Raw genomic sequence first — 15,052 nt, forward strand, 5'->3', positions numbered from 1 at the left:
TTCGTCAGAGCCAAACAGGGGAAAATGAATGCGCTATCTCAAACTGACGACACTTGCACTGGCAGCGTTCACGGGGCTTACGGGCGTGGCTTCTGCAGCAGATTCTGCAAAGTGCGAAACTATTCGTCTCTCTGATCCGGGTTGGACAGATATTACCTCAACAAATTCCATCGCCAGCGTACTGCTCGACGGTCTGGGCTATAAGGCCGACGTGAAAACGATGTCGGTGCCCATTGGTTATGAGGCCCTTAAAACTGGCAACACCGATGTGTTCCTTGGCAACTGGATGCCAGCGCAACAGACGTTCCGCGATGACCTCGATAGCGCCAAGGCTGCTGAAGTACTGGTCAAGAACCTTGAAGGCGCAAAGTTTACTCTGGCTGTACCAGATTATGTCGCCAAAGACGGCGTGAAGGACTTTGCAGATCTCGCGGCTCACGCCGACAAATTTGGTAAAGAAATTTATGGCATTGAGCCGGGCGCCCCGGCCAATCAGAACATTCAGAAAATTATCGAAGACAAGAAGTTCAAGCTCGATGGCTGGAAGATCGTAGAATCGAGCGAACAGGCTATGCTTGCGCAGGTTGATCGTAGAAACCGGGACAAGCAATGGGTGGTCTTCCTGGCTTGGGCGCCGCATCCGATGAACACCAAGCTCAATATTGAATATCTGTCTGGTGGTGATGATTATTTCGGCCCGAACTATGGCGGCGCGGAAGTTTATACGCTGTCGCGCACTGGCTGGGCGGGCGAATGCCCGAATGCAGCGAACTTTTTCAAGAAGCTCGTTTTCACTGTCGATATTGAAAATGAGGTGATGGACAAGATCCTGAATGAAGGGACCGAAGGTCCAGCGGCGGCTACCGCATGGCTGAAGGCTAATCCGGAGCATATCGATAAGTGGCTCGAGGGTGTCACCACCTTCAAAGGCGAACCAGGAGCGGCAGCGGTAAAGGCAAAACTTGGCCTGTAAAATCCGCTAGAGCAGTTCCAGTTAAGACTGAATTGTTGAAGCCGCTCTATCGGTTTGCTTTTACGCATTATCCAACGCAGAAGGCTCACTCACTTTTGCTAGAAAATGCTCTAAGCATTCTTTTTCGGCGGGCGTTTTCAGCGTCCGCCGCTCTGCGTTGATTTCTTTTAATTTATGGTCACAGCCAAATGAAAAAGCCGAATATCCTCGTTCTGATGGTTGATCAGCTGAACGGAACCTTCTTTCCTGATGGCCCCGCGGAGTTTCTGCACACGCCGAACTTACGCAAACTAGCCGAGCGCTCGGTGCGTTTTGCAAATTGCTACACAGCAAGCCCGTTATGCGCTCCGGCACGCGCATCGTTCATGTCGGGACAACTGCCTTCCCGAACCGGCGTCTATGACAATGCAGCGGAGTTTTCGTCCGAAATTCCGACCTATGCGCACCATTTGCGCAATGCGGGTTATCAGACGGCCCTATCAGGCAAAATGCATTTTGTCGGCCCGGATCAGTTGCACGGCTTTGAACAGCGCCTGACGACAGACATTTATCCTGCCGATTTTGGCTGGACACCTGATTATCGCAAGCCGGGCGAACGTATTGACTGGTGGTATCATAATCTTGGCTCGATCACCGGTGCTGGAACGGCAGAAATCACCAATCAGCTCGAGTATGACGATGAAGTCGCCTATCAGGCAGAAGCCAAGCTCTACGATCTTGCGCGTGGTCATGATGAACGCCCCTGGTGTTTGACCGTGAGCTTCACACATCCGCATGACCCCTATGTCGCCCGCAAGCGTTTCCACGATCTTTATGCAAATATTCCAGAGCTTGATCCGAAAATTGGGCCTTTGCCGGAATGCGAAATCGACCCACATAGCGAGCGTCTGCTGCGCGCCTGTAAGGCCGAAGACTATGATATTACTAGCGAGCAGATAAGAGCCGCTCGGCAGGCATATTTTGCCAATATCTCCTATGTCGATGACAAGATTGGCAATCTGCTTGATGTGCTTGAGCGGTGCGGTATGAGCGAGAACACACTGATCGTATTCACTTCCGATCATGGCGATATGCTAGGGGAACGTGGTCTGTGGTTCAAGATGAACTTCTTTGAAGGCTCTGCACGCGTACCGCTGATGATTGCCGCACCCCAGTTAACGCCGGGATTGGTAGGAGAAGCCGTCTCCACGCTTGATGTGCTGCCAACGCTTTCTGATCTCGCGGGTATAGACCTTAAAGGCATCATGCCGTGGACGGACGGTGTATCGCTTATCAATGTTGCTTCAGGTGTGCAGCCGCGTGGCGCAGTGCCTATGGAATATGCCGCTGAGGGCACCATCGCGCCGATGGTTTCTTTGCGGGAAGGCGAGTGGAAGTTGAATCTTTGCCGATTTGACCCGCCGCAATTGTTCAACCTCGTCAATGATCCGGATGAATTAAAAAATCTGGCTGCTTCGCCTGAACATAAAGAAACACTAGAGCGACTTTCGGGCCAAGCCGCGCAACGCTGGGACCTTGAACTTTATGATAGCCAGGTACGGGCAAGCCAGGCGCGCCGCCATGTGGTTTATCCAGCACTCCGCAACGGTGCTTACTATCCATGGGATTATCAACCATTACAGAAGGCATCAGAACGCTATATGCGCAATCATATGGATCTGAATGTTCTGGAGGAAAATCAACGTTTTCCGCGTTAGAGCAAAGCTTGTTCGTTGAATCTGCTCTAACTATTTGTTTTTACGCATTATCCTTATGCAAAACTGCTTCGCGATTTTGCGGCAAATGCTTTAAGTCTGATAAAAAAGCTGATCAAAGGTCAGCCTTTTTATTTAACGGAGAATATCGGAGAGGCGCTTCTGCTCTTTTTCCATGCGATCAAGATTGAGGCCGGCAAGTAGGTCCAGAATATGCGTCTTCATCAGGGATTCAGCTTCTTCAACTTTATGCTGCTCAATAGCGTCAACAAGCGCATTATGTGCATGGCTTTCACAGGTCGTTTCCCGGCGCTGCCAATAAAGCGCAATGATAAGCGATGAGCGCGGCAACAGCTCTGCAACGAAACCCGCCAGAATGGAATGTCCCGCAATCTCTGCAAGATCAAGGTGAAAGCGTGCCGAAAGCCTGATTGCATCGCTGTCGCGGCCAGCATGAAGCGCCGCGTGTTCGTCATCCAGATGTTTGCGAAGCTTGGCAATATCCTCTGCCGTTGCCACCTTGGCTGCAAGTGCTGCGACTTCGGGCTCAATCAGTGTCCGAGCCTCAAACACTTCTCGCGCTTCTTCCCGCGAGGGTTCTGCAACAAATGCGCCGCGATTGGGTTCAAGGCGCGCAAGTCGATCATGCGAGAGCGCCTGTAGGGCTGATCGCACGACTGCACGGCTGACAGAATATATCGTTGCCAGCTCATCTTCCGGCAGTTTGGTGCCGGGTAGTAACTGATGGCCAACTATTGCGTCACGCAGGCCTTGATAAACGGAGTGCCAGCGCGCGCCCCCATTGCTATTGCCGTTATCAGTTGTGTCTGGTGCGTTAGAGCCAAAAGAATTCATTTGTGTCCGGTTGCCAGGTTATTCAGTTCGCTGGAAACTCTACGAACACGTAGAGCTTCTCACGTACATATCGAACTCACCTCAATAATTGTCAACAAATTCGGCAATTTGATCTACAACATGGGATCGATAGGTTAGACAAAGCGGCTCCCGCCAACCCTCAGTCACTGGAACCGCTCCGTCTTTATGCGCAATTCACCGGCCTGGTGAATATGGTTCAAATATTCCTTCAAAGGCCTTCGTCCGTGGCGGAAGGTATCCGCCTCGTTTGGATGTCTTCAAACCTAAGCTTACCAGCCCTTCACAGAGCTTGACTGCAGCTGTCACGCCATCAATCACCGGCAAACCATGTTCTTGCGATAAGGACGCAGCGAGATCGGCCATGCCCGCACAGCCCAACACAATTGCTTCAGCATGATCATCCCGAATTGCACGCGCTATCTCTTCAGAAATTCGCTTTCTCGCATCAGAGCCGGGAACTTCCAATTCCAGAACAGCAACATCGCTGGCTCTTACACGAGTGCAACGCGTCGCCAAGCCATAACGAACCAGATTATGCTCGATTGCAGGCACCGAGCGGGAGAGGGTGGTCACTACACTGAACTTGCCTGAAATCAGGCTCGCCGTGTGGAACGCAGCCTCACCAATGCCAATCACAGGCATTGTGCTGGCACAACGTGCAGCATCTAATCCCGTATCGTCGAAACAAGCTATGATGCAAGCATCAGCCGACGAATGCTTCTGCATTTCTCCGATTAAGCCAGGAATTGCAAATACCTCGTCGAAGTAACCTTCTATGCTGGGTGGGCCGTCCTTGGGATTGACGGCTATGATATTGGTATCGGCCATTGCTACGCTGCGCGCAGCTTCGCCGATCTTCCGCGTCATGGAAGCGGTCGTATTCGGGTTGACGACAAGTATGTCCATTTCCTCAAACCATCTTTTTTTATCGTTGTTGATGGCTTGAAGCGCACAGCGATTATAAATTCCGCTCCACGCTTCAAGTTGTTATTTTAAAAGGAAATCTTGATCTTGATTTCCGGAAATGCTTTAGGCACAGCATTGCCTCTAAGCCGAATTCGAGCAGCCGTGCATGCCCCCACGATACGGCTGCTGATCTGGTGTCGCGAATTAGATTTCGCCCCCCAGATAGAGTTTCTTCACGCGCTCGTCTGAGATAAGCTCTTCTGAATTACCCGAGAGCACAATCTTGCCGGTGGTGAGCGCATAAGCCCGCTGTGAGATACGAAGCGCCATGCGCGAGTTTTGCTCTACGAGCAGAACACTCACTTTTTCATCACGATTGATGGCCACGATTGAACGAGCGATGTCCTGCACCAGCTTAGGTGCGACGCCCAGTGATGGTTCATCAAGAAGCAACAACTTAGGTTTTGCCATCAGCGCGCGCCCGATGACGAGCATCTGCTGTTCACCGCCACTCATAGTGCCAGCTGCTTGCGAGTAGCGTTCTTTAAGACGAGGGAAGCGGCCCATCACCATTTCCAGCGTGTTGGCAATTTCCGCCTTACCGGATCGCGTAAAAGCCCCCATCAAGAGATTGTCGCGTACGCTCATATAAGGAAAGACACGGCGTCCCTCCGGAACCATAGCGATACCCATTTCAACAATCGTATCCGAACGGGTGCCATCAAGACGACGTCCTTCGAAATAAATCTCGCCTTTGCGCAGTTTGTTCAGCCCTGTAATCGCTCGCAGAATTGAGGATTTTCCAGCACCGTTCGCACCAATGAGGGCGACTGTTTCGCCTTGGTTGACCGTTAGCGAAACGCCTTTGAGGGCATAGACGTGATCATAATAGAGTTCAGCATCAGTAACTTTCAGAAGCTCTGTCATGATCAGTATCCAATCGTTTCATCTTCTGCGCCAAGATAGGCCTCGATGACTTTCTCGTTCTCCTGAATCTCCTTGGGCGTGCCTTCCGCAATCTTCTGACCGAAATTGATGACAACGATCCGGTCGGAGATATTCATGACGGCTGGCATATCGTGCTCAACGAGAAGAACGGTAACGCCACGGTCTCGCACCGCGCGCACCATTTCCACCGCCTTGACGGTTTCGTCGTGGTTCATGCCCGCAAAAGGTTCATCAAGCAGCAGGATTTTAGGCTCCGTTGCCAGTCCGATCGCAATGCCAAGTGCGCGAAGATGGCCATGTGGGAGGTTCTGTGCAACTTCATTGCGCTGACTGCCAAGTCCCAGAAAATCCAGAATTTCGTCCGCAGAGCGGCCAAACTCCTCCTGATCTTGTCGAGCCAGCCCCGTGCCGACATAACATCCGAGGAAACTTGCTTTGGCGCGCAAATGATGAGCGACAATCACATTGTCACGCACCGTCATGCCTTTGAAGATAGTTGTTTCCTGAAATGTGCGAACCACGCCTTTACGGGCAACAATATGCGGAGCAAGCCCCGATATACATTCACCTTTAAAGCGAACTTCGCCAGTCGTCGGTGTGATAAAGGACGCGATCAGCTTGAAAAGGGTCGACTTTCCCGCACCGTTCGGTCCGATCACCGATAGAATTTCCTTTTCCTTGACCGAGAAGGAAACGTCGTTGACCGCCACAAGTCCACCAAAACGCTTCGTCAGCCCTTTAATTTCTAGAAGTGCACTCATGATCTCGATCCTTTCTTGCCAGTCAGTCGAAGGCTGAGCAGGCCGTTAGGCAGGAACAACATCAGAATGATCAACAGGCTTGAGAAGATAAGGAGCTGGAACTTTCCGGTCTGGAACAGGAAATCCCAACCGAAATAGAGAACAAAAGTGCCGATGATGGGACCGAAAACATAGCCAAGGCCGCCAAGGAAGCAGTTGAGCATGAAGTTAACGGAGTCCGTGACGGTGAAGCTTGAAGGATAGATTGACTGCGAGATTGCCACAAACATAGCGCCGCCAAGACCGCCAAGGAAAGAGGAAATGGCGTAGGCCAGTACGCGCAGATAGGTGATGTTGACGCCAATGGAGGAGGCGAGTTCTTCATTCTGTTGCAGCGACTGGCAAAGCCCGCCAATACGCGAATGAATAAGCCGATAAAGTCCGGCAAAGCACAGCACCATCAATACAACCGACACATAATAGAAAGCTGCACGCGGGTTCTGTAGCGTTGCGAAATCTGGCAAAATGGTCAGACCGAATATTGATATGCCACCGGGCATCGGGATGCTTACCATGCCTTTCGCACCATTGGTGATTGGTAGGGCCATCGCCAGCAGACGCGCAACTTCTGTGAGCACCAGAGTGACCATGGCGAAGTAAACGCCGCGCAGTCGCAGGATCGGAATGCCAATAAGGATGCTGGCGAAGGCGCAGAACAGACCGGCCAATGGTAGTGTCAGCCAGAAAGAAACGCCGTATTTGACCATAAGAATGGCCGAGACATAGCCCCCCATCAGTGCATAGGCACCCTGACCGATATTGATGCGGCCAATGTAGAAGGTAAGCCACACACCACCGCTGACGATAGATAACAGAGCTACCGAGGTCAGGGTATAATAGAGGTCGCTACGTCCGGTCACTTCGATGAGCAGCGGAATGCCAATTAGCACGAGTGCGAGAAAGGCAACGACACCGAGAATTTTTGTTGTCTTTGTCATGATTGCCCCCATCAACCCCAAGGTTTGCCCATAAGCCCATTCGGGCGAAGACTGAGGAAGACCATCAGTCCGGCAAAGATGACGAGATAGGTGATATCACCGTAAGGACGCAGCACGGTGAGGCCGACCGACTCCAACATGCCAAGGATGAAGCCACCGGCAATTGCACCGCTGACGACACCTGCGCCACCAATCATCACCATCATGAAAGCCTTGATGGAAATTGCTCCACCAATGCCTGAATTAACACCGGTAATGGCGACCAACAGACCACCGACCAGGCCTGCCAGCATAGCCCCCATTGCGAAGCCGATCATGGAGTAACGGTCAACATTCACACCCATCAACTGCGCAGCTACGCGGTCTTGAGCGAGCGCGCGCATGGCGCGACCGGGTTTCGTGAATTGCATAAAGAGAACGAAAGCTGCGATGAAGATGACGGCGAGCGCGCCGATCAACATGCGGTCATAAGGCATTATCAGCCAATCAGAAACGAAGACACCGTTTATGATTTTCGGTACGCCACGCTGCTTTTCGCCAAAGAGTAGAAGGATAATTGCATCAAGAAAGAACGCGACCGCCGCTGCAAGCAGCATCGTACTTTCATCTCGCAGACTTCGTTTAATAACGGGTCTGAACAACAGCTTCTCAATCAACGCGCCCACAATCATCAATGTGACTGCTGAAGCGAGCAATGCCACGACAAATGGTAATCCAAGCTGGCCATAGATCGTGTAAGTGACGAAGCCGCCGAGCACATACATCTGGCCGTGCGCGAAATTGAGGACGTTCATCAGAGCGAAGATCAGCGTCAAACCTAACGCGATCAGTGCATATTGCGCACCAAGATACAGCCCATTGGCTATAATTTGTTCCATGAAGGCAGACTCCCCCTGCGGAGACAGGGCTACGCCAAAGCCTCCGTGACAGTTCTTTATGGTTGGGAGGCCTGATGCGGAATATATCGACACCGCATCAGGCAATTGTTTTAAGCGCTGTCGTTTAGTCGACCTGCGCCACAAACAGCGTTTCGAACTTGCCGTCCTTGTATTCTGTAACAACCATAGGAATGCCGATCTGGCGCTTCTGACCAAATGACGTTGTGCCAACATAAGTCAGCTTCGCGTCATCACCCTTCACGAAAGGATTCTTTGCCGAGAAGGTATCCATGGTCTTCATGAATTCTTTGACATCATCGATTGCTGCCGGATTGGCTTTGATTGTTTCGATAATGTAATCGAGCGCATAAACCTTGGTGTTGGACTCGTCATTATACTCGCCATAGGCTTTGGTGTAGCGATCAACGAATTCCTTCATGGTGTCAGACGCGATTTCTGGCGTAGAAGCACCTCCTACGGAAATGAAGCCATTCGCGAGCTCGCCCGCGCCTTCTTCAAGAACCTTGGCATCCTGTGCGGTTTCTGTTGAAATGAAGCCTTCGTAACCGAGTTCACGTGCAGCACGGATCAAAAGAGGCGCATTCCCGGGCGCAACGCCAGAAAGAACGAGAAGATCAGGCTTCTGCATGATAATTGGCGTCAGAACCGGCGTGAAGTCACGTGTGTCGTTCTGATAAGCGTCGCTGGTAGAGACCACTTCAAGGCCAAGAGCTTTGGCAGCCTCAATGCCGCTATCGCGCTGGCTCAGTGGATCAGATTCATTGGCGGCGACGAACGCAACGCTCTTAATGCCCTTATTGTCCTTGAGATATTTATAGATCGCCGGACCTGACTGATAGTTAGCGATCATACCAAGAACGGCATTGGATGCTGGCGGCGTGTAAAGTTCTTTCGGGAATGAATAAGGGAAGTAAATAATCCCTTTGGACTCGGCGACTGGACGAACAGCGGCTGCGCCGTCATCGACATTAGGTCCGACAACGTAATGTACGCCTTCCTGAGCCATTTTTTCCATGCCAGCGATGGCGCGTTTTGGATCTTTCTGATCATCGAATGTGACGATATTAATTTTGTAAGTATCGTCACCGATTTTCACACCACCGGACTCATTGAGCCAGTCGGCACGTACCTGCATCGAACGAACGTTGGAAGTACCCCATGATGCAGCCGGTCCACTCGTTACACCGACAAAGCCGATTTTGAGTTCTTTGTCTGCTGCTTGGGAGGCATTGGCGGACATGAGCGCAAAAAGTGACACGGCGCCCAGCGCCGCAGTTTTAATAACTGCGCGTCTGTTAAACATTTTTATTCCCCTTGTTTAAATCACCCCTCTCTCGTTTGATGGAGAAGAGCATGATGGATTGAACGCCACATATTAAAAATTGTCAACAATATTAATTATCATCATAAACAATATGGAAGTGGCGTGGTCACAATGCTTATTAGAAATGGATAAAATACTTCATTATAACGGCTTGTCCCTGATCATTCCTGTAAACGTCACATGCCCAATCAGGGGAATGATCTCATTCAATATTGAATCGTTGAAACCACTCTATCTATTTGTTTTAACGTATTCGTCTTCCACGAAACCGCTTCGCACTTTTGGCTCAAATGATTTAGGGTTTGTTGGATGCAAATTGAATTGCACTCACGTTTGATGCCAACTCCAGACTGAAGAGATCTCATGTCCGTCCAGCGCGTAAGCTTCTACATTCTTCTGGCTCTGGTCACTATAGCCTTCGCATGGCTGCTTATTCCGTATTATTCCGCAGTGCTTTGGGGCGTCATCCTTGCGGTCATTTTCTACCCTGTTCAACAATGGCTGCTGAGAGTTCTGAATGGCCGACGCAATGTTGCCGCGCTGTTATCGGTGTTGATGTGTATTTGTCTGGTGATCATTCCAACGCTTTTGATCTTTGGATCGCTGGTTCAGGAAGGCAACTCGCTCTATCAGCGGCTCAGTACGCGTGAGTTTGATCTCAATAGCTATATCACCAGCATATTAGGAGCGTTGCCTGACTCACTTGAAGAATGGATGGTTCGTTTTGAACTCGGCAGTTTTGCTGAATGGCGTTCGCGCATTTCATCCGCCATTTTGCAGGGCAGTCAGATCTTTGCTGGTCGGTTGGTGAGTTTTGGCCAGAACACGCTCCAGTTCTTCATAAGCTTCGGCATCATGATTTATCTGCTGTTTTTCCTGTTCCGCGATGGCGCTGAGCTGGGTGCCAAAATTCGCCAAACAATTCCTCTTAGCGAAGAATATACCGGCCAAATTCTGGAAAAGTTCACTGCGGTTATTCGCGCCACGGTTAAAGGCAACATCATCATTGCGCTTATTCAAGGAACACTTGGCGGCTTGACCTTCTGGTTTCTTGGCATCGAGGCGGCATTGCTTTGGGGCGTGATGATGACGATTTTCTCACTGCTTCCGGTTGTCGGCGCTTCTCTCGTTTGGGGACCCGCCGCCATCTGGTTCATGGTCAACGGCATCTGGATAAAAGCAGCAGTTCTGATATTCGTAGGCGTTTTCGTGATTGGCCTGATCGACAACTTCTTGCGCCCGCCGTTGGTTGGTAAAGGTACGCGCATGCCCGACTTTGTCGTGCTTATCTCGACAATCGGCGGTATTTCGCTGGTGGGAATTAATGGCTTTGTCGTTGGCCCGATGATTGCTGCCATGTTTATCGCTGCCTGGTCTCTTCTCGCACAAGAACAGAAGACAGATGTCGCTCCGCAAAAGAAAGCTGATTGAAAAGACTCGGGAAGTGCACAGGGATAAAGCGCCGTGTGTGCACTTGGGCGCTACACAAGCACGCTCCAAACGATTGAATCTACGCAGCGCGTAGGCATTTCACACATCTTCGGATGTGCTCTAAAAACAAGAAAGCCCGCTGCACTGGGAGGAGGAGTGTGCAACGGGCTGATCTGTAAAGCGCGACTGGGAGGAGGAGTGCCGCGCTTCGCGTTCAGTTTCTGGGAGGAGGAGTGAAACTGAACAAGCCCAAAATAGGAGCGAGGCCCGCCACTTACAAGAGGCGATGCTGCAAGGCAGTTATGCATTTATGAATAGCTCAAAAAAAGAGACCGCCCCGCAGCGATAAACGCGCTGGGGCGGCTCGATCCTCCTCCAAGTGGAGCCGACAATAACCGCAAGCGATCAAAAAGCAACCCCTTTATATTCAGCTCTAATTTTCAGAAATTACTGAAATTAATGTACATTTAAGTGTTGATGCAAAATAGCTACCAAGCTTTAATTACAACGTCTTCATTCCCCAACTTACATAGTGTAATTATTTCACCGTTCTGCAAAAAATTACACTATTTGACATCAGATATGACTTAACTCGGCAAACTTAACGCTGTATTCTTTAATCGATTAAAGCCACGCAATGCCTCACATTTCACAACCTGCGCGCACCCCTTATCCCCATTCATATAATTAAAGTTGACTCATAATATCAGGATTAATATAGCCTCCAATTAATATGAGTATTTTTATCATCTTAGTGGCATGGCGGTGAAGGCCAATTCGGGGGTTGCAATGAAAATGAAGTCGAGACTTGGCAGCTATCTGTTGGAAACAACAGTTTTAAGTGGAGCAATTGGTTTAAGTCTCCTGATTGCGATGCCCGCTTTTGGGCAGACTGCTCAGAATCAGAAGACAGCTGAGGAAAGACAGCAAGCTCAAAAGAAAGAGCAGGCACTTCAGCTCGATACAATCACCATTTCACCCAATATTCAGAACCAGGCCGCTATTGATGCGATGGCATCAACGAGTGTCATCACGCAGCAGCAGCTGGATCGCATTCAGGCAACTACTGCCGCTGATATTTTCCGTTCGACACCAGGTGTCCATGCCTCTTTGAATGGTGATGATCCGGCGACATCCATCAATATTCGCGGCCTTCAGGAATATGGCCGTGTCGCAGTAACGATTGACGGCGCACGTCAGGACTATTGGCGCGTCGGTCACGGCTCAGGTTCATTCTATATTGACCCGGAAATGCTCAAACAGGTAACGGTTATTCGCGGGCCTGTTTCCAATGCCTATGGTTCTGGGGGTATCGGCGGTCTTGTCGCCTTTGAAACCAAAGATGCCGGCGATTTCCTGCGCGACGACGAAACCTGGGCGTTGAGCGAAAAGCTGCGTTACGAAAGTAACGGAAACGGTTGGATGACCAGCACGGTTGGCGCCTATCGCTTAAACCCAAATTTCGATGTCATTGGCAATATCAACTATCGTGATAGTGATGCCTATAAGAATGGCGATGGCGATGTTGTCCGCTGGACAGGAGAACGCGTCGTCAGCGGTCTGGGCAAAGTTACGATCCGCCCGGCCGATGGTCACGAAGTAAAACTCGGTTTCCAGCGCCAGAAATATAACGACATCATGACAGGCAGCAGCGGATCAACATCCAGCACATTGTCGCGTTATAATGCCGAAACGATCGTCAGCACCTATACCGGCAACTACACCTATAAGCCTGACGATAATCCGTTTTGGGACCTGTCGGTTAATGCCTATTACAGCGACACCGACAATGATCAGTATCAGGTTTGGCCAAAGGCCAGTATCGGCAAGACGCGTTATTACGACGTTTCGACAGCCGGTTTCCGCGCCTATAACAGCTCGCGCTTTGAAACGACGACCATGAGCCATACGCTTACCTATGGCGTTGATTATTATAAGATGCGCGGAAAATCCGACACCGACAACTTCGGCAACGGTGAACAGCAGGCTTATGGCGGTGTTATTCAATGGCAGGGCGATTATCAGAAGTGGCTCGAGCTGATCGGTGCTCTCCGTTACGATGGCTATCGTCTCGACGGCACGACCAAGGCCACCAATGTCCTGCCTTCGGAAGACGTCAGCGTTGATGGCAATCGCGTTTCTCCGCGTTTCAGCGTCGGTGTGACACCGTGGGATGGCGTTCAGTTCTACGGCCTTTATTCGCAGGGTTATCGTGTTCCCCACATGCAAGATATGTTCAGGCAGAACGGAGCGCACGGTTCGGGATATGAACCGAACCTGCTCTTGAAGCCTGAAGTCGCAACCTCTTATGAATTCGGTGTCAATCTTCGCCAGGACGGCATTCTGGATGCAGGCGATCAGGTCCGCGCCAAGCTCAACTTCTTCCATACAGACGTCAAGAATTACATCAACACCGTCAAGACCGGCAACGTGACGACATCTGAGAATGTCGGCGATGCACGTCTGCGCGGGGTTGAGCTTGAAGGCACCTATGACAACTGGTGGGGCTACGTGAACCTCGCAGCTTCTTACACCGACGCGGAAATGAAGGATGGTGTCTACAAAGGCGAAAGCCTAAGCAACACACCGCTCAACAACCTTAGTGCAACGCTCGGCCTTAAGGCGTTTGACGAAAAGCTCGTCTACGGTGTCGAATATGAAAGTGTGGGCAAGGTCAATCGCGCGCTTACAACAGGCGGCGTCAAAGTCTATCCGCGCGTGGATCTCGTAAATGTCTTCGCCAACTGGCAGGTTACGGACAATGTGAAGCTCGACTTCGGCGTCGATAACCTCTTCAACAAAGCCTATACCGATGCACAGACTGGCTGGGCTACCAGCACGGATATCGAACAGGCAAAGGGGCGTACCTTTATGGTCGCCATCACCGGTCGCATCGGCGGATAACTTTGCAGCAGGCGAGGCGATTTGCCTCGCCCACCATTCCCTAACAAGCCTTAATCAAAATGATAAACTTTTCCAGAATACTCATGTTTATGCTATGAGATTGTGGAAAGAAAAGATTGAGAAAAGCCGTGTCTAAGATGTCATCAGTACCGACCTCCAAGCTGACAAGCCATTCCCATATTAGCCTTCAAAACGGTGAAGCCTATCTGCCGAACATTATTGATCGGCTGCATTCCTATCAGGCGCAATATGGTAGTCATGAAGGTCGCCATTCATTCGGTTACGATTTCGGTCGAATCGAAATCGATGCCGCTGATAGCGGCTATCGCGTTTCGCTTTTCGCTGATGAGGATATCGGCCTGCATCGTCTGAAAGACCTCGCGGCGGTGGCGATCAAGCTTTACACCAAAGAAGAAGCGCCGGAGATTGTGTGGCAAGGCGATCATGCAGGCGAACAGGTTTTGCCACAGTTTCGGTTGATGCGTGTGCTGTCGACGAGCCTGTTCACACCGCATATGTTGCGCGTGCGGCTGGCAGGTGAAGATTTGAAGCGGTTTTCACTCTTTGGCGCAATGCATGTTCGCTTGCTGCTTCCAACAGAAGAGGTATCTCGGCCTGTATGGCCTATCATGGGACCAAACGGCCTGCCGTTCTGGCCAGATGAAGCGCGCAAACCGGCATCACGTGCCTATACGATCCGTGGTCTTGATATCGATGCAGGCTGGCTAGAAATTGACTTCTATCTGCATGAAGTGGAAGGCTTGGCCTGCAAGTGGGCTAAAGGCGCGCAGATTGGCGACACTATCGGCCTGACGGGACCTGTGGGACGTCCGTTGCGCCAGGCAGCCCGTTATCTCATTGGTGCCGACGCGACCGGATTACCAGCTATTGGACGTATGCTTGAGGAGTTTTCCGCAGACGTGACGGGTCGCGTTATCATCGCAGTTGATAGTGAAAAAGACGTACAAACTTTGCGGCATCCACAAGGTGTTTCCGTCGACTGGATTGTGGATTCAGATCAGAAACGTGCCGCAGAAAAATTGACGCAAGTTCTCTGCGAAGCAGAATGGCCAGAAGGTCCGGATAGTTTCGGCTGGTTTGCGGGCGAGGCGGATCAGGCCAAGATTGTTCGACAGTATTGGCGGCAAACACTCGGTAAGAGTAGGGAAAGTACACTCGTTGCCGGTTATTGGAACAAGGATGCTGTTGGTTTCATGGCTGGTTAAAGCAAGCGGAATCTAGAGTGAGCGGTAGAAATACAATCAAACGCCGCCCACTCTATCGAAAAATGTCCTTACCCAAAGAATGCCGATCCAGGAGGTCATAATAACCTTTCACTCCCAAACGGAATGCGCTAGG

Annotated in this window: 12 protein-coding genes; 5 read left to right on the plus strand and 7 right to left on the minus strand. The window is 50.8% G+C overall.

The genetic code is table 11. From position 1 onward, the window contains the following. Positions 1–28 precede the first annotated feature (28 nt). Both choX and betC read left to right on the plus strand, forming a co-directional pair. The gene (gene choX, locus CES85_RS01865; RefSeq protein WP_095444377.1) at positions 29–973 is read left to right on the plus strand and encodes a choline ABC transporter substrate-binding protein; all 945 of its coding nucleotides are present in this window, start codon (positions 29–31) and stop codon (positions 971–973) included. 188 nt (positions 974–1,161) lie between these two features. Further along, positions 1,162–2,670 (plus strand): choline-sulfatase, encoded by a 1,509-nt coding sequence (gene betC / locus CES85_RS01870; RefSeq protein ID WP_095444378.1) that lies wholly within the window; start codon positions 1,162–1,164, stop codon positions 2,668–2,670. 132 nt (positions 2,671–2,802) lie between these two features. Here the strand turns inward: betC and CES85_RS01875 are convergent, their stop codons facing one another. The 7 genes from CES85_RS01875 to CES85_RS01905 all read right to left on the minus strand — a co-directional run bounded on the left by CES85_RS01875 (position 2,803) and on the right by CES85_RS01905 (position 9,337). After that, the gene (locus tag CES85_RS01875; RefSeq protein ID WP_095444379.1) at positions 2,803–3,522 is read right to left on the minus strand and encodes a GntR family transcriptional regulator; all 720 of its coding nucleotides are present in this window, start codon (positions 3,520–3,522) and stop codon (positions 2,803–2,805) included. Positions 3,523–3,717: 195 nt separating this feature from the next. Further along, positions 3,718–4,449: an aspartate/glutamate racemase family protein gene (locus CES85_RS01880; protein WP_095444380.1), complete on the minus strand. Its 732-nt coding sequence runs from the start codon at positions 4,447–4,449 to the stop codon at positions 3,718–3,720. Positions 4,450–4,653: 204 nt separating this feature from the next. Further along, a complete protein-coding gene (locus CES85_RS01885; RefSeq protein WP_095444381.1) occupies positions 4,654–5,376 on the minus strand; it encodes an ABC transporter ATP-binding protein in 723 nt (240 codons plus the stop codon). Positions 5,377–5,378: 2 nt separating this feature from the next. Beyond that, positions 5,379–6,158 carry an ABC transporter ATP-binding protein gene (locus CES85_RS01890; protein WP_095444382.1) on the minus strand — a complete coding sequence of 260 codons (780 nt, stop codon included), beginning with the start codon at positions 6,156–6,158 and terminating at the stop codon, positions 5,379–5,381. After that, positions 6,155–7,135 carry a branched-chain amino acid ABC transporter permease gene (locus CES85_RS01895; protein WP_095445655.1) on the minus strand — a complete coding sequence of 327 codons (981 nt, stop codon included), beginning with the start codon at positions 7,133–7,135 and terminating at the stop codon, positions 6,155–6,157. The genes CES85_RS01890 and CES85_RS01895 overlap by 4 nt, the downstream gene beginning before the upstream one ends. 11 nt (positions 7,136–7,146) lie before the next feature. Beyond that, positions 7,147–8,013, minus strand: a complete 867-nt coding sequence (locus CES85_RS01900; protein WP_024896230.1) for a branched-chain amino acid ABC transporter permease — start codon at positions 8,011–8,013, stop codon at positions 7,147–7,149. A gap of 124 nt (positions 8,014–8,137) precedes the next feature. After that, complete coding sequence (locus tag CES85_RS01905) at positions 8,138–9,337, minus strand: ABC transporter substrate-binding protein (RefSeq protein ID WP_095444383.1); 1,200 nt, start codon at positions 9,335–9,337, stop codon at positions 8,138–8,140. Positions 9,338–9,721: 384 nt separating this feature from the next. Here CES85_RS01905 and CES85_RS01910 point away from each other — a divergent pair, with 384 nt between their 5' ends. The 3 genes from CES85_RS01910 (at position 9,722) to CES85_RS01920 (ending at position 14,919) form a co-directional block, all read left to right on the plus strand. Then, positions 9,722–10,789 carry an AI-2E family transporter gene (locus CES85_RS01910; RefSeq protein WP_095444384.1) on the plus strand — a complete coding sequence of 356 codons (1,068 nt, stop codon included), beginning with the start codon at positions 9,722–9,724 and terminating at the stop codon, positions 10,787–10,789. 789 nt (positions 10,790–11,578) lie between these two features. After that, positions 11,579–13,693 carry a TonB-dependent hemoglobin/transferrin/lactoferrin family receptor gene (locus tag CES85_RS01915; RefSeq protein ID WP_208636278.1) on the plus strand — a complete coding sequence of 705 codons (2,115 nt, stop codon included), beginning with the start codon at positions 11,579–11,581 and terminating at the stop codon, positions 13,691–13,693. Between the two features lie 137 nt (positions 13,694–13,830). Further along, entirely contained in the window at positions 13,831–14,919 is a 1,089-nt protein-coding gene (locus tag CES85_RS01920; protein ID WP_095444386.1) for a siderophore-interacting protein, read from the plus strand. Positions 14,920–15,052 lie beyond the last annotated feature (133 nt).

This window comes from Ochrobactrum quorumnocens (assembly GCF_002278035.1).
Classification (GTDB): domain Bacteria; phylum Pseudomonadota; class Alphaproteobacteria; order Rhizobiales; family Rhizobiaceae; genus Brucella; species Brucella quorumnocens.

Coding starts and splice junctions, on each gene's coding strand:
- CES85_RS01890 (WP_095444382.1), bottom strand. CDS start 6,158: ATGAGTGCACTTCTAGAAATTAAAGGGCTGACGAAGCGTTTTGGTGGA.
- CES85_RS01875 (WP_095444379.1), bottom strand. CDS start 3,522: ATGAATTCTTTTGGCTCTAACGCACCAGACACAACTGATAACGGCAAT.
- CES85_RS01915 (WP_208636278.1), top strand. CDS start 11,579: ATGAAAATGAAGTCGAGACTTGGCAGCTATCTGTTGGAAACAACAGTT.
- CES85_RS01880 (WP_095444380.1), bottom strand. CDS start 4,449: ATGGACATACTTGTCGTCAACCCGAATACGACCGCTTCCATGACGCGG.
- CES85_RS01920 (WP_095444386.1), top strand. CDS start 13,831: ATGTCATCAGTACCGACCTCCAAGCTGACAAGCCATTCCCATATTAGC.
- CES85_RS01910 (WP_095444384.1), top strand. CDS start 9,722: ATGTCCGTCCAGCGCGTAAGCTTCTACATTCTTCTGGCTCTGGTCACT.
- CES85_RS01895 (WP_095445655.1), bottom strand. CDS start 7,135: ATGACAAAGACAACAAAAATTCTCGGTGTCGTTGCCTTTCTCGCACTC.
- betC (WP_095444378.1), top strand. CDS start 1,162: ATGAAAAAGCCGAATATCCTCGTTCTGATGGTTGATCAGCTGAACGGA.
- CES85_RS01885 (WP_095444381.1), bottom strand. CDS start 5,376: ATGACAGAGCTTCTGAAAGTTACTGATGCTGAACTCTATTATGATCAC.
- choX (WP_095444377.1), top strand. CDS start 29: ATGCGCTATCTCAAACTGACGACACTTGCACTGGCAGCGTTCACGGGG.
- CES85_RS01900 (WP_024896230.1), bottom strand. CDS start 8,013: ATGGAACAAATTATAGCCAATGGGCTGTATCTTGGTGCGCAATATGCA.
- CES85_RS01905 (WP_095444383.1), bottom strand. CDS start 9,337: ATGTTTAACAGACGCGCAGTTATTAAAACTGCGGCGCTGGGCGCCGTG.